This is a genomic window from Mesocryomonas lacus (genome assembly GCF_055730135.2).
The window spans coordinates 314,290-337,773 of record NZ_JBUZWE020000003.1; the positions used below are offsets into that span (position 1 = coordinate 314,290).

Below are 23,484 nucleotides of genomic sequence, written 5' to 3' on the forward strand. Positions count from 1 at the left end.
GGCGCGCAGTTGCGCATCGCCGGCAAGATGAAGAGTGACAGGCAATTTTACGCAGCGAAAGCGGGAACCTCGACATTCGCCAATGAGTTTTGCCGCGAGAAAACCACAAAACAGCATTAGCCGGCGGACCGATACTGTAGTGCGGCTTCTTATTTAAACGGCAAACAACCCAACAGCGCCCGCTGCAAAAAGGGGCATCAGTCAATCGCTTGGCGCCTCAACCTTGTCGGCTAAAGCTTGGCCTTAGTAATTTTGCGATGCATCGGCATCATGATTCGGATCGGCAGAGATATGCTGATCCGCGGACAGGGTCGCAGCCTTCGGTATCAGGCGGCAAAGACCGAACATCCCCTGTTACGGCGCAGACATCGGATTATTTTGATTTGAGCACGAACTTTGGCGTGAAATAATTCAAGTATTGGATTGATCCGGCGTCAATCGATGATACATACGAGACATGTCCACCGGGACAACCTAGTCAAATTTTCCAGAAAGCATCCTTATGGACTACGAGATCGACAGCTCTACCAACACAGTCGAACTGGCAGCGAGTATCATTGCCGCATATGTCGCCAATAATCACGTAGCGGTTGCAGACCTACCTGCAGTGATTGCAAGCGTCTACAGCGCGTTGACGGCGATCGGCACGAGCACACCGGAGCCCGTCAAGGAAGCTGTGGCGTTGGTACCGGCCGTTCCGATCAAGAAGTCGATCACACCCGAATACATCATCTGCCTGGAAGATGGTAAGCACTTCAAGTCTATGAAGCGCCACCTTGCCACCAAGTTCGACATGAGCCCTGACGAATACCGCCGCAAGTGGGGCCTCCCGAACGATTATCCGATGGTTGCGGCCGGCTACGCCGCCAAGCGCTCGGAACTCGCCCTGAGCCTCGGCCTCGGCCGCAAGAAGACCGCCGATGTGGCGGAAGAGCCAGCGCCCGCAGCCAAGCCTGCCCGCGCAAAGAAGGCCAAGGCCCCGGACGCCGAAGCCGCCTGAGGCGACTGATCCCTGCGCCGCCGGCTGGAGCCGGCGGTTTGGGTTATGAGTGCCAAGCGACGAATGAATTGAAGTTTGGGTACCGGCGGGAGACTGCGCGCAGGCTCTCGCCTTTGGCCACAATCGCGTGACATCAGGGGCAATCCTCACTGGAGACCGCCCCATGATTCGTTCATCCCTTCTGGCCCTGACCGTACTGCCGCTCGGTTTCGCCGCCCTCCCCGCGCAGGCCGAACAGACGACGCCGCCGCGGCAGATCGTCGTCACCGGCGTCGGAGAAGCTTCGGCAAAGCCTGACATCGCCGTAACCAACCTCACGATCCTACGGGTCGGCGAGACGGCCCGCGCCGCACTGGACGACGCTAACAAGGCGATGAGCGAGGTCACCGAGGCGATCAAGAGCCTCAAGATCGAGAGCCGCGATCTGCAAACATCTGGCTTCGCAATCACCCCCCAATACCGCTACGACCAGACCCAGGACGGGACCCAGAAGCCGCCGGTTCTCGTCGGCTACGAGGTGCGCAACACGCTGTCGGTGCGGATCCGCGACATCGCCGCGGTCGGCGCCGTGCTCGACAAAGCAGTGAGCCTCGGCGTCAACCAGGGCGGCGACATCAGCTTCACCGTCTCCGATCCCGCGCCGCTGCGCACGGCGGCCCGGCAGGATGCGGTGAAGGATGCAACGGCGACGGCGACGGCGCTTGCCGAGGCCGCGGGTGTTCCGCTCGGCGCCGTCTTCTCGATCGACAGCGCAGACCAGGGCCCCCCGCCGCAGCCGATAGAGATGGGCCGGATGGCTTTGGCAGCCGCGCCCATGGACAAGAGCGTGCCGGTCGAGGCGGGCGAGAATACCGTCCGCGCGACGGTGCGGATGGTGTTCGACATCGGTGCCCCCTCCGGAAACTGAACCCAAATCGCACAGCACCAAAGAGAAAAGGCCGCGTCTCTCAGGAGACGCGGCCTTTTGCTTGGACGCGGTGACTTTGAACTGTTCTCGCCAGGGGCAGAGCCCTCCCCAACGGAATGGCACCGCGACGGGAGGCCGCTCGCGATGCCCTTACCGGGACGCGGGTTAGCGGACGTTGATGACCGGGCAGCCGCGCTCCTGCGCGAACGACACGGAGATGTAACGACCGCGCTTGCGTCCGTCGACCACGACGGCCCGGCGGTTGTCGCGGACGATGCCGGCGCGGTTGATGCCCATGCGGGAGGCCTTGCGGAGCGCCTGGCGCGGCGAGCAGCCGCGCTCGTAACGGCGGTCGTCGCGGCGATCATAACGCTGCGCCAACAGGACGTTGCCACCCTGGGGAGCGATGACGGTCACGCCGGTCGGAGCAGCAAGGGCGGGCGCGGCGATGGCGGCACCGCCGGAAAGCGTCGCGGCGACAAGGACGGTGCGGAAAAAGTGGCTGAACATGGTGGTTCTCCCGTTGCAATCGATCTGCCGGCCCATCGCCAGCGATGAGACGACCATCGGCTCTGGCACCTGAATGAAGCCGGAAAGCGGCGTTCATCAGCCATTCAGGCAAAGCGGCCGAGGACGCATTCCGCCTGCCGGTCCGCAGGATGAGGCCAACGAGTTGCGGATGTCTCCGCGCTGACTTCGAATCGCTTCCTGAAGACCCATCTGCAGGACGGTCTTCAGCTACCTAAATATTCCTGCCCGGCCTAAGAACGCACAGAGTGCTTCTATGTATAAGCATCTCACAATAGCAGGTTCCTATTAGTAATATTTTAGGGTGCGCTGCCGCAAAGACAGCACAAGATAGACCTTCGCAGCAGGTGACCGAGTGCCCAGCCTTGGACGACATCCCCGACAGGTGATGCGCTTCAGCTATTACGCCCTGATGATCTGTTTCATCACCGGCCTCTGCCTTTCAATGCTGGGCATGATGCATCCCGCCGGCGCCAAGGCGGCGCTGCCGGTCTCGGGCCTCTGCTTCGCGCTGGGGCTGGTCGGCCTGCTCTTGCTGCACCGCTTGCGCGCCCAGATCGTGGCGCTGTTCGTCGACGCCGAGCGCAGCAAGATCGCGCGGGACGCTTTCCTGACGGAGGATGAGATCACCGGCGCGATGACCCGGCGGGTCTTCCTGTCGGCCTCCGCGCAAGAACTGCAGCGTGTCGGGCCGGGGCGAACGTCGGCGCTGTTCGCTGTCGACATGGACTATTTGAAAACGCTGAACGACAGCCTTGGCCATACCGCAGGCGATTTCGCCTTGCGGCACCTCGCAAAAACCCTTCGCCGCAGCTTTCCGGATTCGATCGTGGGCAGGCTCGGCGGCGACGAATTCGGCGTCTTCGCGCCTGTCGCTGATGCCGCTGCCGCCGAAGCCCTCTGCCGGGTCTGCCTCGACGCCTTGCACCAGCCGGTCTTCTTCGACGGGCGGGCGATCACCTTGTCCGCCTCGATCGGCATCGCGCTGACGCCGCTGCACAGCGTCTTCTTCAACGAGCTGATGCAGTGTGCCGACCTCGCGCTCTACCAGGCCAAGCGCAAGGGCCGCGGCCAGGCGACGCTGTTCCACGATGACATGCTGCGCGACCGCCGCCACCACCGCTTCATCGAGCGCGAGCTGCGCGCCGCGATTCTCCTCGACGAGCTGCATCTCGTCTACCAGCCCATCACCGATCCCAGCGGCGCGGTACGCGGTTACGAGAGCCTGCTGCGCTGGAACCACCCGGTGCGCGGCGCGATCGCGCCCAGCGATTTCATTCCGGTGGCCGAGCGATCGCATGTTATCGACCTGCTCGGCGAATGGGTGTTCCGGCGTGCCCTCAGCGACGCCCGCGACTTCGGCGACCTCGGCGTCGCCGTGAACATTTCGCCTTGCCAGCTGAAGCGCGACGACGTCGTCGACATGGTCGCGCGGACGCTTGCGGAGAGCGGCGTCTCGCCGTCGCGGATCACCCTCGAGGTGACGGAGTCCATGGCGATGAGCGCCAATTCAGACGTTCTGCGGCGCATCGAGGCCCTGCGGGCCCTCGGGCTGCGGATCTCGCTCGACGACTTCGGCACCGGCTATTGCGGCTTTGCTTACCTCAGGACGTTTCCCATACACACCATCAAGATCGACCGCAGCTTCATCGCCCGGCTTGGCGAAACTCTCGCCGACAACGTCCTTGTCAGCGCGATGGTCAACGTCGCCGCCGCCATGCAGCTTGGCGTGGTCGCCGAGGGCATCGAGACCGAGGCGCAGTTCGTCCTTGCCAAGGCCGCGGGCTGCACACTTTTCCAAGGCTACTTCATCGCGCGACCCATGCCGAAGGAAGCGCTGGTGGAGTGGCTCGCCCGGCGGGACGAGGCACCCGCCCAGGAGGTTCACACGACGGCTTCGGCCTCGATCTCTACCCTGTAGTCGCCGACGAGATTGCCGACGGCATAGAGCGTATTGGCCGGCCGGGCCTCGGCGAAGTAGCGGCCATGGACCCGCGAGACCGGCTCCCAGTCGTCGGCATCCCTCAGATAGACCCGCGTGCGCACGACATCGTCGAGGCTGCCACCGAGGGCGGCGATGCTGGCGGCGATCTTGTCGAGGATGAAGACGGCCTGACCCGCGGGATCGCCGGGGCAGACGACGCTGCCGTCCGGGGCCGTCGCGGTGGTGCCGCTGACGAGGATGCGCTCGCCGACGCGCACCGCCCGGCTGAAGCCGCAGATCTCCTCCCAGATGCTGCCGCTGTCGACGCGCAAGCGGTCCGGCCGGTTGGCGATGGGAACCGCGGTGTAGAACTTCGGCAGCGCGCCGAGATGGTGGCTGAGATCGCCGGAGGCGGTGAGGAAGGGCGGCTTGCGGTACTCGTCGCCGCAGTCGCCGGGCAGCATCCGCGTCTCGGCAAATGCGGCGTCGAGCAGCGCATGGTCCTCGGCGTCCAGCGCCAGGGCAAACACCGCAGCATTGTCCTCGCGGTGCTGGCGCTCGCCGAGCCGGGCACCGACGATGACGGCGGCGACCGCCTTGCGGTCGAGGATCAGGCGTGTCGCGACGTTGGGGATCGAGGCGCCATGCCGATCGGCGACGGACTTCAGCGCCGCCAGCACCGACTGGAACACATCCCAGCCGCCGATCTCCTCGACGAAGCGCTTGTACTTCATCTTGCTCCAGTCGGAGAGCGCATCGGGCTCCGCGGCGCCGAGCCACCGCTCCGAGAGCAGCCCGCCGGCCAGCGTGCCATAGGCGAGGAGGCGAATGCCGTTGGCGAGGCAGAACTCGCTCATGATCCCGCTCGCCCGCCGGTCGAGCACGGAGAACGACACCTGGTTGGAGACGACCGGAATGCCCTCGCCGACCAGCACGCGCAGATGGTCTGTGTTGAAGTTGGTGACGCCGATGGCGCCGATCAGCCCCTCGTCGCGGAGTTTGGCGAGTTCCTTCATCGCGTCGATGTAGCCGGGGTGCTCGAAGGTCCACCAGTGGAACTGCATCAGGTCGATGCGGTCGAGCCGCATCCGGTCGAGGCTGCGCTTGACGCCTTCGCGCACCGTCTCGGCGGTCATCGGCCCCGGCGTCGGGCACCATTTGGTGAAGGCGGTCGAGACCGAGAGACCGTCGCGTCGCTGCTGCGCCAGCAGCTCGCCGGTGATCACCTCGGCGCTGCCGTAGTGATCGGCCATGTCGAACGTGTCGAAGCCGTCGGCCGCATACGCCGCCATGTCGGCGGCAGCCTTGACCGAGTCGAGCAGCGTGCCGCCCCGCTCCATGTCGGCCACCTGCCAGAGGCCGGTGACGATCCGGCTGATCTCGAGGCCGGGGGCGAGTTCGGTGCGCTGAAGGGTCATGTCTATTCCATTCCGGCGGGGCCGCGCGGCGCGCCGCTGTTGGGTCCGGGCGGGCGGCGCTGCCGTCCGTCCGGAAGGTTGGTACGATCTGGCGATCAGCCGCCGATCTTGGTCTTCAGCGCGTTGACCTCGTCGGTCGAGATCTCGCCGGTGGTGGCGACGGCGCCGTCGGTGATCTTCCACAGCCGGAAAGGCCCGGTAATGTCACCGTACTGGTCGAAGGCGACGGGGCCGATGACGCCCTCGTAGCGGATCGGCTTGCCCTCGGAGAGGAGCTTTAGGCCTTTGGCGAACTCTTCCTTGCCGGCGTAGATCACCTCGCCCTTGGGGTCGACCACCTTCGCGATGGCGTCGCGAATCTCAAGCGGCTTCTCGGAGCCGGCGGCGGCAATGGCGAGGCCAAGGATCGCGCCGGCATCGTAGGAGCGGTCGGCGGCGGGGTTGCTGGCGGCAATGCCGCCGGAGAAAGCCTCGTAGTTCGCCGTGAAATACTCGGTCGACTTGGTCGGGCTGGTGCCGGACGAGGTGCCGTAGGCCTCGTTCAGATACTGCGCGCCGACGCTCTTGATGAAGTCCGGGCTGTTCATGCCGTCGTTCAAGAGGAACTTCGGCGTGCCGCCGCCGGAGATCCAGGCGCGGGCGATGGTGGCGCCGTCGACCGGCGTCGAGATGAGGTAGAGCCCGTCCGGCTCGCCCTCCATCGCGGCGGTCGCCTCCGACTGGTAGCTCGCCTGGTTCTCGTTGTAGGGCGTGGTGGACACGATCGTGCCGCCGAGCGCCTCGTAGGCCTTCTTGAACTCGCCGAACATGTTGACGCCGAAGTCATTGTTGACGTGGACGACGGCGATCTTCTTGAATCCCTGGTCGAGCGCGTATTTCGCGGCCGCGGTGCCTTGCAGCGCATCCGAGGTAATGGTGCGGAAGAAGATGCCGCCGGTCTTGCCGTCGCGGCCGAGCGCGGTCAGCGTGGGCGACGAGGAGGCCGGCGAGATCTGCACCACCTTGGCCGGTGCGGTCACCGAGGTAAGGATCGGGATGGTGACCGAAGAGATGATCCCGCCGATGATCGCCGGCACCTTGGCGATCTGGACGAGCTGGGTGGCGACGTCGACGGCGACGCTGCCGGTGCTCTGCGAGTCGCGGGTGTCGGTGGCGAGTGAGCAGCCGCGGATGCCGCCGGCCTCGTTGATGTCGCGGAAGGCCATCTCGACGGACTTCGCACCGGCCTGGCCGTACTCGCCGGCAGGTCCCGTCAGTTCCATCACCACGCCGACGGTGATCTTGCAGTCGGCGGCGAAAGCCTGCGCCGATAAGGCGAGGCCGGCGGCGGTCGTCAGCAGCAGCAGTCTGTTCATTTCATCCCCCCGTGACGGAAAAGCTGAGGTCCCCACGGCCTCAGGCTTTGGTGTTGAGCTCGTATTTCATGATCGAGCCATGCCGCCCCGTGCGGTCGCGCTCGAGCGCATAGATGTCGCCCTCCGGCCCCTGCCGCTCGGCCAGCACAGCGTCGATCGCGGCGACGTCGGCGGCGGAAAGGGTCAAGGCGGAAACGGCGGCGTTGGCGGCGACATGGGCGCGGTTGCGCGCGCCGACGATGATAGCGGCGACCCCGGCGCGGTCGAGCACATAGCGCCCGGCAACGGTCGCGATATCCGCGCCGTGCCGCGCGCCGACGCCGGCCAGCGCCCGCAGCAGTTGCTGGAACAGATCCCAACCGCCGAAATCATCGATGATCAGCTTGTACTTGGTGAGCGAGCGGTTCTCCATCGGATGTTCTGGCTCCGCCACGCCCAGCCAGCGCTCGGACAGGAAGCCACCGGCGACCGAGCCGTAGCAGAAGAGGGCAATGCCCTCGTCGCGCGCCAGCGGCACGAGATGGCTCTCCGGCCGCGCGTCGAGCACGGAATACTGCACCTGCATCGAGAACAGCGGAATGCCGGCCTCACGCACCGCTTGGATGCGCGGCGCATCGAAATTCGTGCCGCCTACGTGGAGGATGCGCCCGTCCCGGCGGATTTCGTCGAGCCAGTGAAACACGTCCAGCCAGAGAGGCGCGTCGTAGTCCCACCAGTGGAACTGCACGAGGTCGAGCCGCTCCATGCCGAGCCGGGCGCGCGAGCGGTCGACCAGCGCCTCGATGTCGCGCTTGGTGACGCGCGTCAGCAGCGACAGGTCCGGTACCATCTTCGTGTGGATGCGCACGCTTGCCAGCGCCTCGGTGCCGCGGGTTTCGGCGAGCTTCCGGCGAAAGGCGCCGTAGATCTCCTCGACGCCGGTATAGATGTCGGCGCAGTCGAAGGTAGTGATCCCCGCATCAAAAGCGGCAATCAGGTCGTCGACGGCCCGGTCGGTGTCGATCTCGCCGTGACCGCCGGCGAGCTGCCAGCCGCCGCGGATGACGCGGGAGATCTCGTAGCCGGGGGCGAGACTCAGCCGCTCGGGCGCGCTCACGCCGGCTCTCCCGACGGCAGCGGCACGGCCGTTGTCTCGCTGTGGCGGAAGCGGCGCTTGCCGAGGCGGGTGATGCGCAGCCGGCTGGAACAGTGGGGGTCCGGACAGGCAATCTCGGCGTCGCTCGCCATCCAGTCGTTGGCGTGCAGGGCCCGCTGCTTGGCCGGGAGCAGCGGCAGCACCGCAGCGATCGAGTAGAGCGAGAAGCCCTGGCCGGCCGGCATCGACACCATCTCGCCGCGCACCTCGAAATGATCCCCGGCCTTGGCGCCGCAATACACCGCGCCGCCGGGCGGGATGATCGCCTCGACCCTCAGGTCGTAGAGCTCGAAGCTGTCGTCGCCGCCGTCACCGGCCATTGTTTCCGTCACGCGATACGCCCTGTGAAGAAGTCCTGTGCGGCAGCGGCCGACACTGCCCGCGGGTTGCGAGACCCGGCGTTGCTGCCTAATGTGCCCGGAGTTTGATCACAGATAATCCGGCGGCACAATCATATGCAGGCCCAGATGCGCGCAGCCTGTGCGCTCTCGCTTCGGCGACCGAAAGAGGGCCGAGGCCTGTGGAAATAACGGCCTCCCCGCCTCCTCACCCAGCGCATGCCGCGGGCGTATCGCCGGCCCGCGCCGGGAGCCGCCTGTCGGCCCGCGCCGTGGTGAAGCGCTTCGGCGGGGTGGCCGCGGTCGACGGCGTCTCCTTCGACCTCGCCGCGGGCGAAATCCTCGGCCTGATCGGGCCGAACGGCGCCGGCAAGACCACGCTGTTCGACTGCCTCGCCGGCAGCCAGACCCCGACCGCCGGCACCATCTCGCTCGGCGACCGGCGGATCGACACGCTGGCCCCGCACCGGCGGATCGGCGCCGGGCTCGCCCGCACCTTCCAGATCCCCCGCCCCTTTCCCGAACTCAGCGTGCTCGACAACGTGCTGCTCGGCCGCCAGCACCAAGCCGGCGAGCACATCCTGCCGAACTGGTTCGCGCCCGGTCGCGTCCGCCGGGAGGAACGCGAGGCGCGGGAGAAGGCACGGGCGCTGATCGACTTCGTGACGCTGTCGCGGCTGGCGGACCAGCCGGCGCGCATGCTCTCCGGCGGCCAGCGCAAGCTCTTGGAACTGGCCCGCGTGCTGATGGCGGACCCATCGGTGATCCTCCTCGACGAGCCGGCGGCGGGCGTCAATCCGAGCCTCCTCGAGACGATCATCGAGCGCATCGCCGAGCTCAACCGCTCCGGCATGACTTTCCTCCTGATCGAGCACAACATGGACATGGTGGCGCGGCTCTGCGGCCGGGCGATCGTGATGGCCGCCGGCACGGTGATCGCCGAGGGGACACCCGACGCGGTATCGCGCGATGCCGCGGTGATCGACGCCTATCTCGGCGGCGTCGCGGCATGACGATTCTTGAGATCTCCGGCCTCGTCGCCGGCTACGAGCCGGGCGTGCCGATCGTCAACGGCGCCAGCCTCAGCATCGAGAAGGGCGAGATCGTCGCCATTCTCGGGCCGAACGGCGCCGGCAAGTCGACGCTGATCAAGGCCGTCGCCGGCCTCGTCCCGATCAGCGCAGGCACCGTGCGGCTGCGCGGCGAGGACATCACCCGGCTGCCGGCGCACCAGATGGTCCGGCATGGCCTCGGTTTCGTGCCACAGACCGAGAACGTCTTTCCCTCGATGTCGATCATCGACAATTTGAAGCTCGCTGCCGGCATCGTGCCGGCCGCGGAGCGCGCCGGTCGGATCGCCCGGGTCGAGGCGCTGTTCCCTGACCTTGGCGGCCGCCGCACGCTCGCCGCCGGCCGGCTGTCGGGCGGGCAGCGGCAGATGCTCGCCGTCGCCCGCGCGCTGATCGTCGAACCGGACGTGCTGATGCTCGACGAGCCCTCCGCCGGCCTATCGCCGAAACTCGTCTCGCTGGTGTTCGCCAAGCTCGCCGAGATCCGCTCCGAGGGGGTGACTATCCTCCTCGTCGAGCAGAACGCCCGCGCCGCGCTCGCCATCGCCGACCGTGGCGTGATCCTCGCCGAAGGCCGCGAGCGGCACGAGGGACCCGCCGCCGCCTTGCTGGGCGATCTCGCGATCGCCGAACTCTACCTTGGCGGCCGTCGCGCCGTGCTCGCGCCGGCACCGCCACTTGTGCCGATGACGTCGCAAGGGGGCGCGGCATGAGCCTGCAATTCATCGTCGACGGCCTCCTCACCGGCCTGATGATCGGCCTCGGCGCCATCGGCGTGACGCTGACCTATTCGATCCTGCGCTTTGCCAACTTCGCCCATGGCGAGCTGATGACCTTCGGCGCCTATGCCGCCTGGAGCATCAGCTTCGCCCTCTCGGCGCTGCTCGGCGCGGCGCTGCCGCCGCTCGCGCCCTTCTCCTTCGCCTGGAGCGTGCTGGTCGCCGGCGCCCTCGCCATGGTGCTGACGGCGGGCCTTGCGGTGCTGCTCGACCTCGCCCTGTTCAAGCGACTGCGCGAGAAGTCGACGACCATCGTCGTCGTGATGGCAAGCTTCGGCGCCTCGATCGCGCTGCGCAGCCTGATCGAATTCGCCTTCTCGTCGAGCCCGGTCTATTTCAGCCGCGACCTGCAGATCGCCACGCGCCTGGGGCTCGGGATGCGGGTGACGCCCGACCAGGGCGCGCTGATCGCCGTGACGCTGCTGCTCCTCGTCCTCGTCCACCTCTTCGTCACCCGCAGCCAGGCCGGTCGCTCGATGCGGGCCGTCGCCGAAAACCCGGCGCTGGCGAAGGTGGCGGGGATCGACGTCGACCGGGTCGTGCGGCTGACCTGGATCCTCGGCGGATCGCTCGCCGCCGCGGCCGGCACGATGACCGGCATCCTCGTCCAGATCCGCCCCTATATGGGCTTCGACCTCCTGCTGCCGCTGTTCTCGGCGGCGATCCTCGGCGGCATCGGCAGCGTGCCGGGCGCCATCCTCGGCGCGGTGATCATCGGCATTTCGGAAGCCGCGACGGTGCAGTTCATCGGCGCCGAATGGCGGGCGGCGGTGTCCTTCGTCCTCCTGATCCTGATGCTGCTGATCCGGCCGAGCGGCCTGTTCGGGGGACGCGCCTGATGCTCGCTTTTGCTGCCTATGGTGCCTTCTTCCTGACGACGGCGCTGGCCTTCGCCGTCGTCTGCATCGGCTTGAACCTGCAATGGGGCATGACCGGCCTGTTCAATGTCGGCATTGCCGGCTTCGTGGCGGTCGGCGCCTATACCTCGGCGATCCTGACGACGCCGGAGACCGCCGGCCATCTCGGCGGCTTCGCGCTGCCCATGCCGCTCGGCTGGCTGGGCGCGATGCTGGCGAGCGGACTGATCGCGGCGGCCGTCGGCGGCATCACGCTCCGGCTGCGGTCGGACTATCTCGCCATCACCACCTTCGGCGTCGCGGTGGTCATCCATCTCGTCGCGCTGAACGCGCAGGCCCTGACCGGTGGCCCCTTCGGCATCGGCTTCATCCCACGCGGCTTCGAGAGCTTTGCCGACCGGCCGCTGCTCTTCGGCGTTGGCAACCTCGCGCTCGCCGCCATCACGACGCTTGCCGTCTACCTCGTGATGGAAAAGCTCGCGCGCAGCCCCTGGGGCCGGGTGCTCCGGGCCATCCGCGAGGACGAGACGGCCGCCGCCTCGCTCGGCAAGAGCCCGGTGCGCTACCGGCTGCAGGCCTTTGCCATCGGCGGGGCGATCATGGGGCTGGGCGGGGCGATGCAGGCGCATTTCATCGGCTTCATCGCGCCCAACAACTACCTGCCGAACTTCACCTTCCAGGTCTGGGCCATGCTGATCATCGGCGGCGCCGGCAGCAACCGCGGCGCCATCGCCGGCGCGATCCTCGTCTGGGGGATCTGGAGCCTGTCGAGCGCCGGCGTCTCGGCCTTCGTGCCGGCCGAGTACCAGGCGCGAGCGAGCGCGCTGCAGCTGGTGCTGATCGGCGTCATGCTCTGCACGATCCTTGCCGTCCGTCCGCGCGGCCTGTTCGGCGAAAAGCTGCGGCCGGCCCCCAAGGCTTAAGCTGCAGCCTGTCTCCGACGCTGATGGGCCTTCTTCCGCCTACGCCACGAGGTTCGGGGGCGTCTCGCCGCGCAGCACGGCATCGATGCCGTCAAGGGCGAGAAAACCCATGGCGTCCCGGGCGGTCGCGGTGGCGCTGCCGAGATGCGGCAGCAACACGACGTTGTCGAGCGTGAGGTAGGCCGGGTTCACTTTCGGCTCGCCATCATAGACGTCGAGGCCCGCCGCGGTGATGCGCCCCGACTTCAGCGCCGCGACGAGGGCGGCATCGTCGACCAGCGTGCCGCGTGCGGCGTTCACCACGATAGCACCCTTCGGCAGGCGCTCGATCCGCTCGGCGTTGAGCCAGCGATAGGTGTCCGGCGTCGAGGGCGCGTTCAGCGAGAGCACGTCGGAGACGGCGAGCAGGCTGTCGTCACTATCGTGGAAGATGGCGCCGGCCTCGAGCTCGGGCGCAAGCCGCGTGCGGTTGCGGTAGTGCACCTCCATCGAGAAGCCGCGCGCCATGGCGGCGACCTCGCGGCCGATGCGGCCCATGCCGTAGATGCCGAGGCGGCGCCCCGAAATCTGCGTGCCGATCAGCTGCGTCGGCGCCCAGCCGGTCCACTCTCCGGCGCGCAGCAGGCGCTCGGCTTCGCCGGCGCGGCGGGCGGCCGCCAGAATTAGCAGCAAGGTGACTTCGGCAGTCGCGAGCGACAGCACGTCCGGCGTGTTGCAGAGGGCAATGCCACGGGCGCGCAAGGCTTTGGCATCGACGTGGTCGTAGCCGACCGAAAACGTGCCGATCACCTTGATCGTTTCGGGCAGCCGGGCGATCAGCGCGGCGTCGATCTTGTCGCCCGGCGCGCACAGGAGCGCATCGGCGCCGTCGGCCAACTTTAGCAGCGCATCGGCGCCGTAGACTGCGTCGCTTTCGTTGAGGACGCCCTCATAGTCGCGTTGCCAGCGGGTTTCCACCGCCTCGGGCAGGCGGCGGGTGACGACGATTTTCGGGCGCATGCTCTGCCTTCTCGAGAGGAAGTTCCGGGTGACGGTGCCTGGACCGTTCCCCCATTTCTATACGCTTGGCGGCGGCGGGAAAGCGCCAACCAGCGATTATTCCGATGCGGCACCCCTTCACGCCTGCCGCCGGCCTGTACAAGCACCGCGGTGCAGTGCTGTCATGACCCGTCGCCGTTGCCGCGACTCCCACCCTTTGGAGCCCGCATGCAGAATGATCCCCGCTCGCACGGTCTGTGGGAGCGCACCGCGCCAAAAGCCCCGGAGACGGCGCGCCTGGCCGGCGACCGCACGGCAGACGTCGTCATCATCGGCGCTGGCTTCACCGGCCTTTCCGCGGCGCTGCATCTGGCCGAAGCGGGGGCGCGCGTCATCGTTCTGGAGGGCGCGGAGATCGGCTTCGGCGGGTCGGGCCGCAATGTCGGCCTCGTCAATGCGGGGCTGTGGGTCATGCCGGACGACGTACCGAAGGCGCTCGGCACGGAGCATGGCGAGCGGGTGCTCGACCTTCTCGGACAGGCGCCTCGGCTCGTCTTCGACCTCGTCGCCCAGCACGCCATCGCCTGCGAACCCGAGACCAACGGTACGCTGCACTGCGGCGTCGGCGAGCAGGGCCGGACGGAACTTGCCGAGCGCGCACGGCAGTGGCAGGCCCGCGGGGCCGACGTAGAGCTTCTCGACGCGGCCCAGACCGCGTCCGTCGTCGGATCGAGCGCCTACTCGTCCGCCCTCCTCGACCGGCGCGCCGGCATGATCCAGCCGCTCGCCTATGTCCGCGGCCTCGCGGCTGCCGCGCTCGCCGCCGGCGCCGAGATCTTCACCGCAAGCCCGGTCGAGGGCTTCGAGGAGAAGGGCACGGGCTGGCAGGTGAGGACGCCCGGCGGGTCGGTATCGGCCGACTGGATCGTCGTCGCGACCAACGCCTATACCAGCGCGCCCTGGCCGGAAATCCGCGCCGAGATCGTGCATCTTCCCTATTTCAACATCGCGACCGTGCCGCTGTCGGACAATCTCAAGCGGTCAATCCTGCCGGGCCGGCAAGGCGCCTGGGATACCAAGGACGTGCTCTCCTCCTTCCGTTTCGACCGAGCGGGGCGGCTCGTCATCGGCAGCGTCGGCGCGCTGCGGGGCAGCGGCACGGCGATCCACCGGCGCTGGGCGAAGCGCAGCCTGCAGCGCCTGTTTCCGCAGATCGGCGACATCGCCTTCGAGGCCGAATGGTACGGCAAGATCGGCATGACCTCCGACTCGCTGCCGCGCTTCCACCGCCTCGCCCGCAACGTCGTCTCCTTCTCCGGCTATAACGGCCGCGGCATCGGGCCCGGCACCGCCTTCGGCAAGGTGCTGGCGGAGCACATCGGCGGCAAATGCCCCGAAGCGGCGCTGCCGCTGCCGGTGACGCCGGTGGTGCCGCAGCACCTGCGGGCCGCGCGCGAGGCCTATTACGAGGTCGGCGCGCAGATCGCACACCTCTCCTCCCGCCTCTGAACCTTCTGCCGATTTCCGGGGCACACTGCCCAGGGAAGCGGCCACGCGCGACGCGACATTGCCCGCGACGCGCCAACGCCCTGCATCGGGCGAACTGGCACGGCATTTGCACATGTTCTGACGAGTTGGCAGCTAGGGTTCCGGCTCTTCCCGCGGGAAGAGCGCTGGTCCGAGAGCTGCCGCTGCGTCGGGAGACATCCGCGCAGCGCACGGCGGGATAAAAACCCGGGAGACCTCACCAGCCCAGCGGACCGGCTTGCCCGGACGCGACTGCTTGTCAGGGATGCCGATGCCAAGACTCGAGACTGCGCCCCTCCTCCCTTCCGCCATGCCGCCCGGCCGCGCCCCGACGGCCGTCGCGTCATTCGCCGCGCCCGCCGTCGCCGTCCCGCCGCGGGATCGTCGCGGCTGTTGCGCCGACCGCGCTCCCCTTTACCAAACGCCAGCCTGAAGGATCACGCGATGGATCTTACGCCACAGGACCGCGCCGAAATGGACGCGCACCGCCGCCGCTACGACGCGCTGAAGGCGGCCGGAACCGGAGCCTCTCCCCAGGCACTGCCATCGCCGACCGCCCTCGGGGCGGCGGCGATCGATCCGGCGGCGACCATCGCCACCGAGACCATTCCCGGCGGCTGGTACACGACATCGATCCTGAAACGCGGCGAAACGCTGCGGCTGGTCGACGTCGAGGGCACCGGCGCGGCCGCGCTGCTCGCCTGGAACGCCGCCGATCCCTCGGAACGGCTGAACCACGCCGACACGCTGAAGATCCAGTGGACCGCGCGGCTGCAGAAGGGCCGCGTGATCTTCTCCGACATGGGCCGCGTGCTGCTGTCGATCGTCGAGGACACGTCCGGCGCGCACGACGCCCTCGTCGGCGGCTCGAACGCCGCCTCGACCCTCGCGCAGTACGGGCCCGGCGCTTTCCGCAACAGCCGCGACAACTTCATCCAGGGCGCGCTGAAGCTCGGCCTGTCGCGCCGCGACATCGCGCCTTGCATCAGCTTTTTCTCGCCGGTCTCGGTGGCCGACGCGACGGGGGCCGTTGCCTGGAATGGCAGCGCGAAGACCGCCGGGGCGTTCGTCGACCTCCGCGCCGAGATGGATCTCCTCGTCGTCGTCTCGGCAGCGCCGCACCCGCTCGATCCCTCCCCTACCTATGCGCCGGGCGCGGTCGATCTTGTGCGGTTCCGCCGGCCCGCGGTCGATTCTGCGACCGACCTTTGCCGCACCGCCTCCGCAGAAGCTGCCCGCGGTTTCGAGAACACCACCCGCTACCTCGCCGTCTGAAGGGATCGCCATGACCACGCTTTTCGACGGTTCGCCGGCGCATGCCGCCTCCCTCCCCCGGCTCGACCAGGTCGTCGCCGCCCGCGCCCCCTGGTCGGGGATCGTGCGCCGCGGCGAGACGCTGCGGCTGATCGATTCGGAAGGACAGCAGGCGATCGACACCCTGTTCTACCGCGCCGACGACCATGCCGAGCGCTACAGCGCGCAGGACACGATCCGGGCGCAAGGTGTGGCCTATGTCGGCACCGGAACGCGCCTCCTCTCCAATGAGGGCCGGGTGATGCTGACCGTCACCGCCGACAGCTGCGGCCGGCACGACACCTCGGCGGGCGCCTGCTCCTGCGAGTCCAACACCGCCCGCTTCGGCCACGAGACGAAGTTCCTGCACGCCTGCCGCGAGAACTTCATCCTCGAGGTCTCGCGCTACGGCATGACCAAGCGCGACGTCGTGCCGAACATCAACTTCTTCATGAACGTCCCTATTTCGCCGAGCGGCGACCTCGTCATCGCCGACGGGATCTCGGAGCCGGGCGGCACGGTGGAGATGGTGGCGGCGATGGACGTCCTCTGCATCATCTCGAACTGCCCACAGGTCAACAATCCCTGCAACGGTTTCCATCCGACGCCGATCCGTGTGCAGATCCTGCCGGCGCCGGGGTTTTGAGCATGTTCCGAAAGGTCCTCATCGCCAACCGAGGTGAGATCGTCGGCCGCGTCGCGCTCACGTTGCGGAAGATGGGCATCGCCTCGGTCGCCGTCGCGTCAGAGGCCGACCGCTTCCACCGCGCGGTGCTGGAGGCCGACGAGCACGTGGTGATCGGCCCGGCGCCGGCGGCGGAGAGCTATCTCCTCACCGAGCGCATCCTCGACGCCTGCCGCCGGACCGGCGCGGACGCGGTGCATCCCGGCTACGGCTTCCTGTCCGAGAATGCCGGGTTTGCCCGGGCGCTGGCGGCGGAAGGCATTGCCTTCATCGGCCCGCGGCCGGAGCACCTCGAGGCCTTCGGCCTGAAGCACACGGCGCGCGCGCTGGCGGAAGCCTCCGGCGTGCCGCTGCTGCCGGGTTCGGGCCTTCTCGGCGATGTCGCGGCGGCCTTGGCGGCGGCCGAACGCATCGGCTTTCCCGTGATGCTGAAATCCACCGCCGGCGGCGGCGGCATCGGCATGCAGCTTTGCTTCGATGCGGCCGAACTGGCGGAGAAGTTCGAAGTCGTGCAGCGCATGGCCCGGCAGAGTTTCGGCGATGCGCGGGTCTATCTCGAGCGCTTCGTCGCCGAGGCCCGGCACATCGAGGTGCAGATCTTCGGCAATGGACGCGGCGGGGTGATGGCGCTCGGCGAGCGCGACTGCTCGCTGCAGCGCCGGCACCAGAAGGTGGTGGAGGAAACGCCGGCGCCCGGCATTTCCGATGCAGTGCGCCGGGCGCTGGCCGACGCCGCCGTGGCGCTCGGTCAAAGTGTCTCCTACGAGTCCGCCGGCACGGTCGAGTTCGTCTACGACGTCGCCCGCGGCGACTTCGCCTTTCTCGAGGTGAACTCGCGGCTGCAGGTCGAGCACCCCGTCACCGAGGCGGTGACCGGCATCGACCTCGTCGAATGGATGATCCGCCAGGCCGCCGGCGAGGACATGCTGGCCGGGCGGCCGCAGGTGATCCCGAGGGGTGCCGCGATCGAGGTGCGGATCTATGCCGAGAGCGCGCTGCAAGGGTTCCGCCCCAGCGCCGGCCGGCTGACCGAGGTGGCGTTTCCGGACATGCCGGGCGTGCGGGTCGACGGCTGGATCGAGGCGGGCAGCGACGTCACGCCCTTCTACGACCCGATGCTGGCCAAGCTGATCGCCACCGGCCCCGACCGCTCCGCCGCCCTCGCGACTCTCCAGGCGGCACTCGCCGCCACCAAGATTTCCGGCATCGAGACCAATCTCGGCTATCTCCGCGCCATCGCCGCCAGTCCGATGTTTGCAGATGGCGCGGTCGCTACCTCTGTGCTCGGACAGTTTCCCTACCGGCCGACGGCGGCCGAGGTGATCCTGCCGGGCGCCCAATCGAGCCTGCAGGAACTGCCGGGCCGCCTCGGCCTGTGGCATGTCGGCGTGCCTCCGAGCGGGCCAATGGACGCCGTCGCCTTCCGTCTCGCCAACCGCATCGTCGGCAATCACGAGGATGCCGCGGCGCTGGAGATGACCGTCTCCGGCCCGACGCTGAGATTTCACGCCGGCGCGGTGATCGCGCTGGCGGGGGCGGCCATGCCGGCGGATGTCGGTGGGCGCGTCGCCCCCTATGGCGAACCGGTGTCGATCGCCGCCGGGGAGACGCTGACGCTCGGCGCCATCGCCGGGCCCGGCCAACGGACCTATCTCGCGGTCCGCGGCGCCTTCGACGCGCCAAAGGTTTTCGGCTCCCGCGCCACTTTCGCGCTCGGCGGCTTTGGCGGCCATGCGACGGGGACGCTGACGCCCGGCGACATCCTGGCTTTCGGCAGCACGCCGCCGGTCACAGAGCCGGCGCCGCTCGACCTTCCGCTGCTCACCCATGCCTGGGATCTCGCGGTCGTCACCGGGCCGCACGGCGCACCCGACTTCTTTACCGACGGCGATATCGACACCCTGTTCTCCGAGCCTTACGAGGTGCACTTCAACAGCGCCCGCACCGGCGTCCGGCTGATCGGACCGAAGCCCGAATGGGCGCGCGCGGACGGCGGCGAGGCCGGCCTTCATCCCTCGAACCTCCACGACAACGCCTATGCCATCGGCGCGATCGACTTCACCGGGGACACGCCGATCATCCTCGGCCCCGACGGCCCGAGCCTCGGCGGCTTCGTCTGCCCGGCGGTGGTCGCGGCCGAAGACCTCTGGAAGATCGGCCAGCTGAAGCCGGGCGATAGCGTCCGCTTCCGCCCGGTCGCCCGGCCGGACGATCCCGTCGCCGGGCCGACGATCCTCACCCGGCAGGATGCCGGCTCGCCGATCCTCGCGCGCGGGGAAGACGTCGTCTACCGCCGGCAAGGCGACGCCAATCTCCTCGTCGAATACGGCGCCATGTCGCTCGACATCGGCCTGCGGCTGCGGGCGCACGGGCTGATGCAGGCGCTGCAGGAAATGCGCCTGCCGGGCGTGATCGACCTGACGCCGGGCATCCGCTCGCTGCAGGTCCACTACGATCCCGGCACGCTGTCGCGCCAAAAGCTGCTCGGCGCACTGGCGGAAATTGAACAGGGCCTGCCCTCGGTCGAGGACGTCGTGGTGCCCAGCCGCATCGTGCACCTGCCGCTGTCCTGGAACGACCCGGAGATCCAGCTGGCAGCCCGCAAGTACCAGGAGCTTGTGCGGCCAAACGCGCCCTGGTGCCCCGACAACATCGAGTTCATCCGCCGCATCAACGGCCTCGACGACGAGGCCGCGGTGAAGCGCACGATCTTCGATGCCAGCTATCTCGTGATGGGGCTCGGCGACGTCTATCTCGGCGCGCCAGTGGCGACGCCGCTCGACCCGCGGCACCGGCTGGTGACGACGAAGCACAACCCCGCCCGGACCTGGACACCAGAGAACGCCGTCGGCATCGGCGGCGCCTACATGTGCATCTACGGGATGGAGGGACCGGGCGGTTACCAGCTGTTCGGCCGCACGATCCAGATGTGGAACGCCTGGCGGCGCACGCGCGACTTCGAGAACCCCTGGCTGCTGCGCTTCTTCGACCAGATCCGCTTCCACCCGGTCGACGGGGCGGAACTCGCCGAGGCGCGCGCCGCCTTTCCGCATGGCGCCTATCCCGTCCGCATCGAGGAGACCGCCTTCCGCTACCGAGACCATCTCGCCATTCTGGCCGCGAACGACCCGGCAATCCGCGCCACCAAGACGCGCCAGCAGGAGGCGTTCGACGCCGAGCGGCAGCGCTGGAAGGACAGCGGCATCGACGACTTCGTCGAGCCCGCCAACACCGCCGATGTCGACCACGCCGCCCTCCCCGCCGGCTGCACCGCGCTGACAACGCACGTTCCCGGCAGCGTCTGGAAGCTCATCGCCGAGCCCGGCGCGATGGTCGAGATCGGTGACACCATTGCGATCCTCGAATCGATGAAGATGGAGATCGCCATTCCCGCGCTCGCGCGCGGCAGGCTGGTCGACTACCGCGTGAAATCCGGCCGCCAGCTTCGGGCCGGCGACGTTCTGGCCGTTGTCGAGACGGTGCCGTGACGGGGCAGCCCGTCGGCCGCGGCCGCTGATCGGTGCTCTGCTGCCCATGGGGAGAGTGCTATGACGACGAGATCGAGAAGGACATCGGCGCCCCGTAGCCGAGCCGGCGCACGACGCTAAGCGGACGCCCAGAGATCAGGATTAGAAGATGGCGCGCGAGGTAAACCTCGACGACACCGTTGAAGACAATTTTCTGGGATGTTTATTCGAACTGGATAAAATAGCACAAACAATGAGGACGAACTGCCTCTAAGGAGAGGCGCAGCCCTCTCCGCTTCGTCATCCCGGCCTTTAGCCGGGATCCATTCCTCGGCGTTTCATCCGCAGTCCTGTTCCGGAATGTCCACCCACTGCGCTGTCCCCGCCGGTTGGGAATGGATCCCGGCTAAAGGCCGGGATGACGAAGCGGAGAGGGCTGCGCCTTCGGGATCGTCCGGCGCTCCGCGCCCAGCGGGCGAACCCTCAAAAGAACTGGAAACGAGGCCCTGATAAGAGACAGCCGCGCGGGCTGACCGGATCGATCTAATTACAATAGAGCGCCGCGAGTTCGAGTTTCTCGCGAATGATGCGGTGAGTTTCCGCCGTCACTGCCGGTCTCCTTTCCCGACAGGCGTTCCCACGGAGCGTGCGTCCCTAAACAAACTCCGGCCTGCCCATTCTTGACAGGCATCGGGTTCGGCATGACCCTTCGGGCTCAACCGAGGGGGGAATGCAGCATGCCGCAGTCCATTGCCCATCTGCTCGCCCAGCGCTGGTTCGCCGTCCTTGCGCGCATCGTCCTGACCTTCGCCTTCTGGGGCGGCGGCCTGTCGAAGCTGATCGACTTTCAGGGCGGCATGGCCGAGATGTCGTCCTTCGGCCTCGAACCCGCGATGGCCTTCAACATCGCCGTCATCATCGTCGAGATCGGCGGGTCGCTCCTGGTGATCCTCAACCGCTGGACCTGGCTTGGCGCCGGTGCGCTCGCCGTCTTCACGGTCCTGACGATCCCGATCGTCCATCACTTCTGGACGATGCAGGGGGAGGAGGCGATGATCCATTTCTTCTTCGCCACCGAGCACGTCAGCCTGATCGGCGGCTTGATGGTGGTCTCGATCCTGTCGCGCCCGCAGACCATCGCAATGCTGGTTGGCAGCCCGCCGCGTTACGCCAAGGCCTGACCGCGCCGCCTGCATAAAAAAGGGCGACCCTTCCGGGCCGCCCTTTGTACAATTGTTCTTAGTACTTGGCCGGAACGAGTGCCGGCGCTTAGCTGTCGAGGAACGAGCGCAGCTTCCGGCTCCTGCTCGGGTGCTTCAGCTTGCGCAGCGCCTTGGCCTCGATCTGGCGAATGCGCTCGCGTGTCACCGAGAACTGCTGGCCGACTTCCTCGAGCGTGTGGTCGGTGTTCATGCCGATGCCGAAGCGCATGCGCAGCACGCGCTCCTCGCGGGGCGTAAGGGAGGCGAGCACGCGCGTGGTGGTCTCGCGCAGGTTGGCCTGGATCGCCGCATCGATCGGCAGGATGGCGTTCTTGTCCTCGATGAAGTCGCCGAGATGCGAATCTTCCTCGTCGCCGACCGGGGTCTCGAGCGAGATCGGCTCCTTGGCGATCTTCAGGACCTTACGGACCTTTTCGAGCGGCATGGCGAGCTTCTCGGCCAGCTCTTCCGGAGTCGGCTCGCGGCCGATCTCGTGCAGCATTTGGCGCGAGGTGCGAACGATCTTGTTGATCGTCTCGATCATGTGCACCGGGATGCGGATCGTGCGCGCCTGGTCGGCGATCGAGCGGGTGATCGCCTGGCGGATCCACCAAGTGGCGTAGGTCGAAAACTTGTAGCCGCGGCGGTACTCGAATTTGTCGACGGCCTTCATCAGGCCGATATTGCCCTCCTGGATGAGATCCAGGAACTGCAAGCCGCGGTTGGTGTACTTCTTGGCGATGGAAATCACGAGGCGCAGGTTCGCCTCGACCATTTCCTTCTTCGCCTGACGGGCCTCGCGCTCGCCCTTCTGCACCATGTGGACGATGCGGCGGAACTCGGTGATCTCGAGGCCGGTCTCGGTCGCAAGGTTTTGGATGTCCTGCCGAAGGGTCTTAATTGAGTCCTTCTCGCTCTGGACGAACTTCAGCCAGCCTTTGCCGGCGAGGTTGGCGATGTGCCGGGTCCAGTTCGGGTCGAGCTCGGAGCCCTGATAGCTCTTCAGGAACTCCTCGCGCTTGACGCCATAGCTTTCGGCGAGGCGCAGCAGCTTGCCCTCGTTGCCCACCAGCCGCTTGTTGATGTCGTAGAGCTGGGCGACCAGCGCGTCGATGCGGTTCTGGTTGAGCGACAGGCTCTTGACCGCCGTGATCAGCTCTTCCTTGAGCTTCTTGTAGCTGCGCTCCTGGGAAGGCGAGAGCGTGCCGGTCGCGGCCAGCCGGTTCTCGACCTGCTGGTCCTGCAACTTGCGCAGGCGCTTGTAGCTGTCGGCAATGACGTCGAAGGTCTCGATGACCTGCGGGCGGATCTCGGCTTCCATCGCGGCGAGCGACAGCGAGTTCTCGAACTCGTCGTCGTCATCGTCGTCATCGTCGCCACGCGGTGCGCCCGGCACCGGAACCGCCTCCGGGGCGGCATCGGCCTCGGGGATCGCGACAACCGGAAGCTTCGCCTCGGGGCCGGCATAGGTCGCCTCGAGGTCGATGACCTCGCGCAACATGATGTTGCCCTCGTTCAGCTCGTCGCGCCAGATGATGATGGCCTGGAAGGTCAGCGGGCTCTCGCAGAGCCCCGCGATCATCGTCTCGCGGCCGGCCTCGATGCGCTTGGCGATGGCGATTTCGCCCTCGCGGGACAAGAGCTCGACCGAGCCCATCTCGCGCAGGTACATGCGGACCGGATCGTCGGTACGATCGGTCGCTTCCTTCTTGGTGGTGGTGGCGACGGCGGAAGGACCGGCCTCGGCGACTTCCGTCGAGCCCTCTTCCTTCTCTTCCTTCTCCTCGGCGTCGTCGCTCTCTTCTTCCTCGACGACGTTGATGCCCATGTCGTTCAACATGGCCATCGTGTCCTCGATCTGCTCCGAGGTCACGTCTTCGGCGGTGAGCACCGAGTTCAGCTTGTCCATCGTCACAAAGCCGCGCTTCTTGGCGGCCTTGATCATCTTTTTGACGGCATCATCGGACAGGTCGAGCAGAGGGCCGTCCGGCGTCTCCGGACGCTCTTCGACGACCGCTTCGCTTTCTTTGACCTTAGTTGCCATGCGTTTTCTCTCCAGTTCGCGTGCCGTGCCCGCAAAGGTCGCTCCGGATCGCAC

Annotated in this window: 19 protein-coding genes and 1 riboswitch; of the genes, 12 read left to right on the forward strand and 7 right to left on the reverse strand. The window is 67.4% G+C overall.

Translation table 11 applies throughout. The annotated features are described in order from the left end of the window. The first annotated feature begins 502 nt into the window (after nucleotides 1–502). Entirely contained in the window at nucleotides 503–1,000 is a 498-nt protein-coding gene (locus ACZLZY_RS06635; protein WP_472932873.1) for a Ros/MucR family transcriptional regulator, read from the forward strand. 163 nt (nucleotides 1,001–1,163) lie between these two features. After that, complete coding sequence (locus ACZLZY_RS06640; RefSeq protein WP_472932875.1) at nucleotides 1,164–1,907, forward strand: SIMPL domain-containing protein; 744 nt, start codon at nucleotides 1,164–1,166, stop codon at nucleotides 1,905–1,907. 165 nt (nucleotides 1,908–2,072) lie between these two features. Here ACZLZY_RS06640 and ACZLZY_RS06645 read toward each other — a convergent pair whose 3' ends face one another. Beyond that, a complete protein-coding gene (locus ACZLZY_RS06645; RefSeq protein WP_472932877.1) occupies nucleotides 2,073–2,417 on the reverse strand; it encodes a hypothetical protein in 345 nt (114 codons plus the stop codon). A 406-nt stretch (nucleotides 2,418–2,823) separates the two neighbouring features. Here ACZLZY_RS06645 and ACZLZY_RS06650 point away from each other — a divergent pair, with 406 nt between their 5' ends. Continuing rightward, nucleotides 2,824–4,356 (forward strand): putative bifunctional diguanylate cyclase/phosphodiesterase, encoded by a 1,533-nt coding sequence (locus ACZLZY_RS06650; protein WP_472932879.1) that lies wholly within the window; start codon nucleotides 2,824–2,826, stop codon nucleotides 4,354–4,356. Here the strand turns inward: ACZLZY_RS06650 and ACZLZY_RS06655 are convergent. The 4 genes from ACZLZY_RS06655 to ACZLZY_RS06670 all read right to left on the reverse strand — a co-directional run bounded on the left by ACZLZY_RS06655 (nucleotide 4,320) and on the right by ACZLZY_RS06670 (nucleotide 8,587). Continuing rightward, nucleotides 4,320–5,777, reverse strand: a complete 1,458-nt coding sequence (locus ACZLZY_RS06655) for an aldo/keto reductase (protein ID WP_472932881.1) — start codon at nucleotides 5,775–5,777, stop codon at nucleotides 4,320–4,322. The genes ACZLZY_RS06650 and ACZLZY_RS06655 overlap by 37 nt on opposite strands. A 95-nt stretch (nucleotides 5,778–5,872) precedes the next feature. After that, complete coding sequence (locus tag ACZLZY_RS06660; protein WP_472932883.1) at nucleotides 5,873–7,132, reverse strand: ABC transporter substrate-binding protein; 1,260 nt, start codon at nucleotides 7,130–7,132, stop codon at nucleotides 5,873–5,875. A 40-nt stretch (nucleotides 7,133–7,172) separates the two neighbouring features. After that, nucleotides 7,173–8,228 (reverse strand): aldo/keto reductase, encoded by a 1,056-nt coding sequence (locus ACZLZY_RS06665; RefSeq protein WP_472932885.1) that lies wholly within the window; start codon nucleotides 8,226–8,228, stop codon nucleotides 7,173–7,175. Further along, nucleotides 8,225–8,587 (reverse strand): TIGR04076 family protein, encoded by a 363-nt coding sequence (locus ACZLZY_RS06670; protein ID WP_472933139.1) that lies wholly within the window; start codon nucleotides 8,585–8,587, stop codon nucleotides 8,225–8,227. Before ACZLZY_RS06670 ends, ACZLZY_RS06665 begins: the two co-directional genes overlap by 4 nt. A gap of 290 nt (nucleotides 8,588–8,877) precedes the next feature. On the opposite strand from ACZLZY_RS06670, the gene ACZLZY_RS06675 reads away from it, so the two are divergent. The 4 genes from ACZLZY_RS06675 to ACZLZY_RS06690 are packed head-to-tail and all read left to right on the forward strand — an operon-like array spanning nucleotide 8,878 to nucleotide 12,234. Further along, complete coding sequence (locus ACZLZY_RS06675; RefSeq protein WP_472932887.1) at nucleotides 8,878–9,618, forward strand: ABC transporter ATP-binding protein; 741 nt, start codon at nucleotides 8,878–8,880, stop codon at nucleotides 9,616–9,618. Continuing rightward, a complete protein-coding gene (locus tag ACZLZY_RS06680; protein ID WP_472932889.1) occupies nucleotides 9,615–10,388 on the forward strand; it encodes an ABC transporter ATP-binding protein in 774 nt (257 codons plus the stop codon). Before ACZLZY_RS06675 ends, ACZLZY_RS06680 begins: the two co-directional genes overlap by 4 nt. Then, nucleotides 10,385–11,293: a branched-chain amino acid ABC transporter permease gene (locus ACZLZY_RS06685; protein WP_472932891.1), complete on the forward strand. Its 909-nt coding sequence runs from the start codon at nucleotides 10,385–10,387 to the stop codon at nucleotides 11,291–11,293. The genes ACZLZY_RS06680 and ACZLZY_RS06685 overlap by 4 nt, the downstream gene beginning before the upstream one ends. Further along, complete coding sequence (locus ACZLZY_RS06690; RefSeq protein ID WP_472932893.1) at nucleotides 11,293–12,234, forward strand: branched-chain amino acid ABC transporter permease; 942 nt, start codon at nucleotides 11,293–11,295, stop codon at nucleotides 12,232–12,234. Before ACZLZY_RS06685 ends, ACZLZY_RS06690 begins: the two co-directional genes overlap by 1 nt. Nucleotides 12,235–12,273: 39 nt before the next feature. Here the strand turns inward: ACZLZY_RS06690 and ACZLZY_RS06695 are convergent, their stop codons facing one another. Beyond that, nucleotides 12,274–13,233, reverse strand: coding sequence for a 2-hydroxyacid dehydrogenase (locus ACZLZY_RS06695; protein ID WP_472932895.1), 960 nt, complete (start codon nucleotides 13,231–13,233; stop codon nucleotides 12,274–12,276). A 207-nt stretch (nucleotides 13,234–13,440) separates the two neighbouring features. Between ACZLZY_RS06695 and ACZLZY_RS06700 the strand changes: the two genes are divergently transcribed. From ACZLZY_RS06700 to ACZLZY_RS06720, 5 genes are all read left to right on the forward strand, one after another. Further along, nucleotides 13,441–14,721, forward strand: a complete 1,281-nt coding sequence (locus ACZLZY_RS06700) for an NAD(P)/FAD-dependent oxidoreductase (protein ID WP_472932897.1) — start codon at nucleotides 13,441–13,443, stop codon at nucleotides 14,719–14,721. A gap of 121 nt (nucleotides 14,722–14,842) precedes the next feature. Further along, nucleotides 14,843–14,955, forward strand: a riboswitch (guanidine-I (ykkC/yxkD leader). 228 nt (nucleotides 14,956–15,183) lie between these two features. Beyond that, nucleotides 15,184–16,014 (forward strand): urea amidolyase associated protein UAAP1, encoded by an 831-nt coding sequence (locus tag ACZLZY_RS06705; RefSeq protein WP_472932899.1) that lies wholly within the window; start codon nucleotides 15,184–15,186, stop codon nucleotides 16,012–16,014. A 10-nt stretch (nucleotides 16,015–16,024) separates the two neighbouring features. Continuing rightward, nucleotides 16,025–16,678: an urea amidolyase associated protein UAAP2 gene (locus ACZLZY_RS06710; protein WP_472932901.1), complete on the forward strand. Its 654-nt coding sequence runs from the start codon at nucleotides 16,025–16,027 to the stop codon at nucleotides 16,676–16,678. Nucleotides 16,679–16,680: 2 nt separating this feature from the next. Further along, nucleotides 16,681–20,205, forward strand: a complete 3,525-nt coding sequence (gene uca, locus ACZLZY_RS06715; RefSeq protein WP_472932903.1) for an urea carboxylase — start codon at nucleotides 16,681–16,683, stop codon at nucleotides 20,203–20,205. 716 nt (nucleotides 20,206–20,921) lie between these two features. Beyond that, nucleotides 20,922–21,365: a DoxX family protein gene (locus ACZLZY_RS06720; protein ID WP_472932905.1), complete on the forward strand. Its 444-nt coding sequence runs from the start codon at nucleotides 20,922–20,924 to the stop codon at nucleotides 21,363–21,365. Nucleotides 21,366–21,453: 88 nt separating this feature from the next. Here ACZLZY_RS06720 and rpoD read toward each other — a convergent pair whose 3' ends face one another. Then, entirely contained in the window at nucleotides 21,454–23,430 is a 1,977-nt protein-coding gene (rpoD, locus tag ACZLZY_RS06725; protein WP_472932907.1) for an RNA polymerase sigma factor RpoD, read from the reverse strand. Between the last annotated feature and the right edge of the window lie 54 nt (nucleotides 23,431–23,484).

Bases quoted from the DNA above. Each gene is read 5' to 3' on its own strand.
- ACZLZY_RS06635 (WP_472932873.1), top strand. From the start codon at position 503: ATGGACTACGAGATCGACAGCTCTACCAACACAGTCGAACTGGCAGCG.
- ACZLZY_RS06640 (WP_472932875.1), top strand. From the start codon at position 1,164: ATGATTCGTTCATCCCTTCTGGCCCTGACCGTACTGCCGCTCGGTTTC.
- ACZLZY_RS06645 (WP_472932877.1), bottom strand. From the start codon at position 2,417: ATGTTCAGCCACTTTTTCCGCACCGTCCTTGTCGCCGCGACGCTTTCC.
- ACZLZY_RS06650 (WP_472932879.1), top strand. From the start codon at position 2,824: ATGCGCTTCAGCTATTACGCCCTGATGATCTGTTTCATCACCGGCCTC.
- ACZLZY_RS06655 (WP_472932881.1), bottom strand. From the start codon at position 5,777: ATGACCCTTCAGCGCACCGAACTCGCCCCCGGCCTCGAGATCAGCCGG.
- ACZLZY_RS06660 (WP_472932883.1), bottom strand. From the start codon at position 7,132: ATGAACAGACTGCTGCTGCTGACGACCGCCGCCGGCCTCGCCTTATCG.
- ACZLZY_RS06670 (WP_472933139.1), bottom strand. From the start codon at position 8,587: ATGGCCGGTGACGGCGGCGACGACAGCTTCGAGCTCTACGACCTGAGG.
- ACZLZY_RS06680 (WP_472932889.1), top strand. From the start codon at position 9,615: ATGACGATTCTTGAGATCTCCGGCCTCGTCGCCGGCTACGAGCCGGGC.
- ACZLZY_RS06685 (WP_472932891.1), top strand. From the start codon at position 10,385: ATGAGCCTGCAATTCATCGTCGACGGCCTCCTCACCGGCCTGATGATC.
- ACZLZY_RS06690 (WP_472932893.1), top strand. From the start codon at position 11,293: ATGCTCGCTTTTGCTGCCTATGGTGCCTTCTTCCTGACGACGGCGCTG.
- ACZLZY_RS06695 (WP_472932895.1), bottom strand. From the start codon at position 13,233: ATGCGCCCGAAAATCGTCGTCACCCGCCGCCTGCCCGAGGCGGTGGAA.
- ACZLZY_RS06700 (WP_472932897.1), top strand. From the start codon at position 13,441: ATGCAGAATGATCCCCGCTCGCACGGTCTGTGGGAGCGCACCGCGCCA.
- ACZLZY_RS06705 (WP_472932899.1), top strand. From the start codon at position 15,184: ATGGATCTTACGCCACAGGACCGCGCCGAAATGGACGCGCACCGCCGC.
- ACZLZY_RS06710 (WP_472932901.1), top strand. From the start codon at position 16,025: ATGACCACGCTTTTCGACGGTTCGCCGGCGCATGCCGCCTCCCTCCCC.
- uca (WP_472932903.1), top strand. From the start codon at position 16,681: ATGTTCCGAAAGGTCCTCATCGCCAACCGAGGTGAGATCGTCGGCCGC.
- ACZLZY_RS06720 (WP_472932905.1), top strand. From the start codon at position 20,922: ATGCCGCAGTCCATTGCCCATCTGCTCGCCCAGCGCTGGTTCGCCGTC.
- rpoD (WP_472932907.1), bottom strand. From the start codon at position 23,430: ATGGCAACTAAGGTCAAAGAAAGCGAAGCGGTCGTCGAAGAGCGTCCG.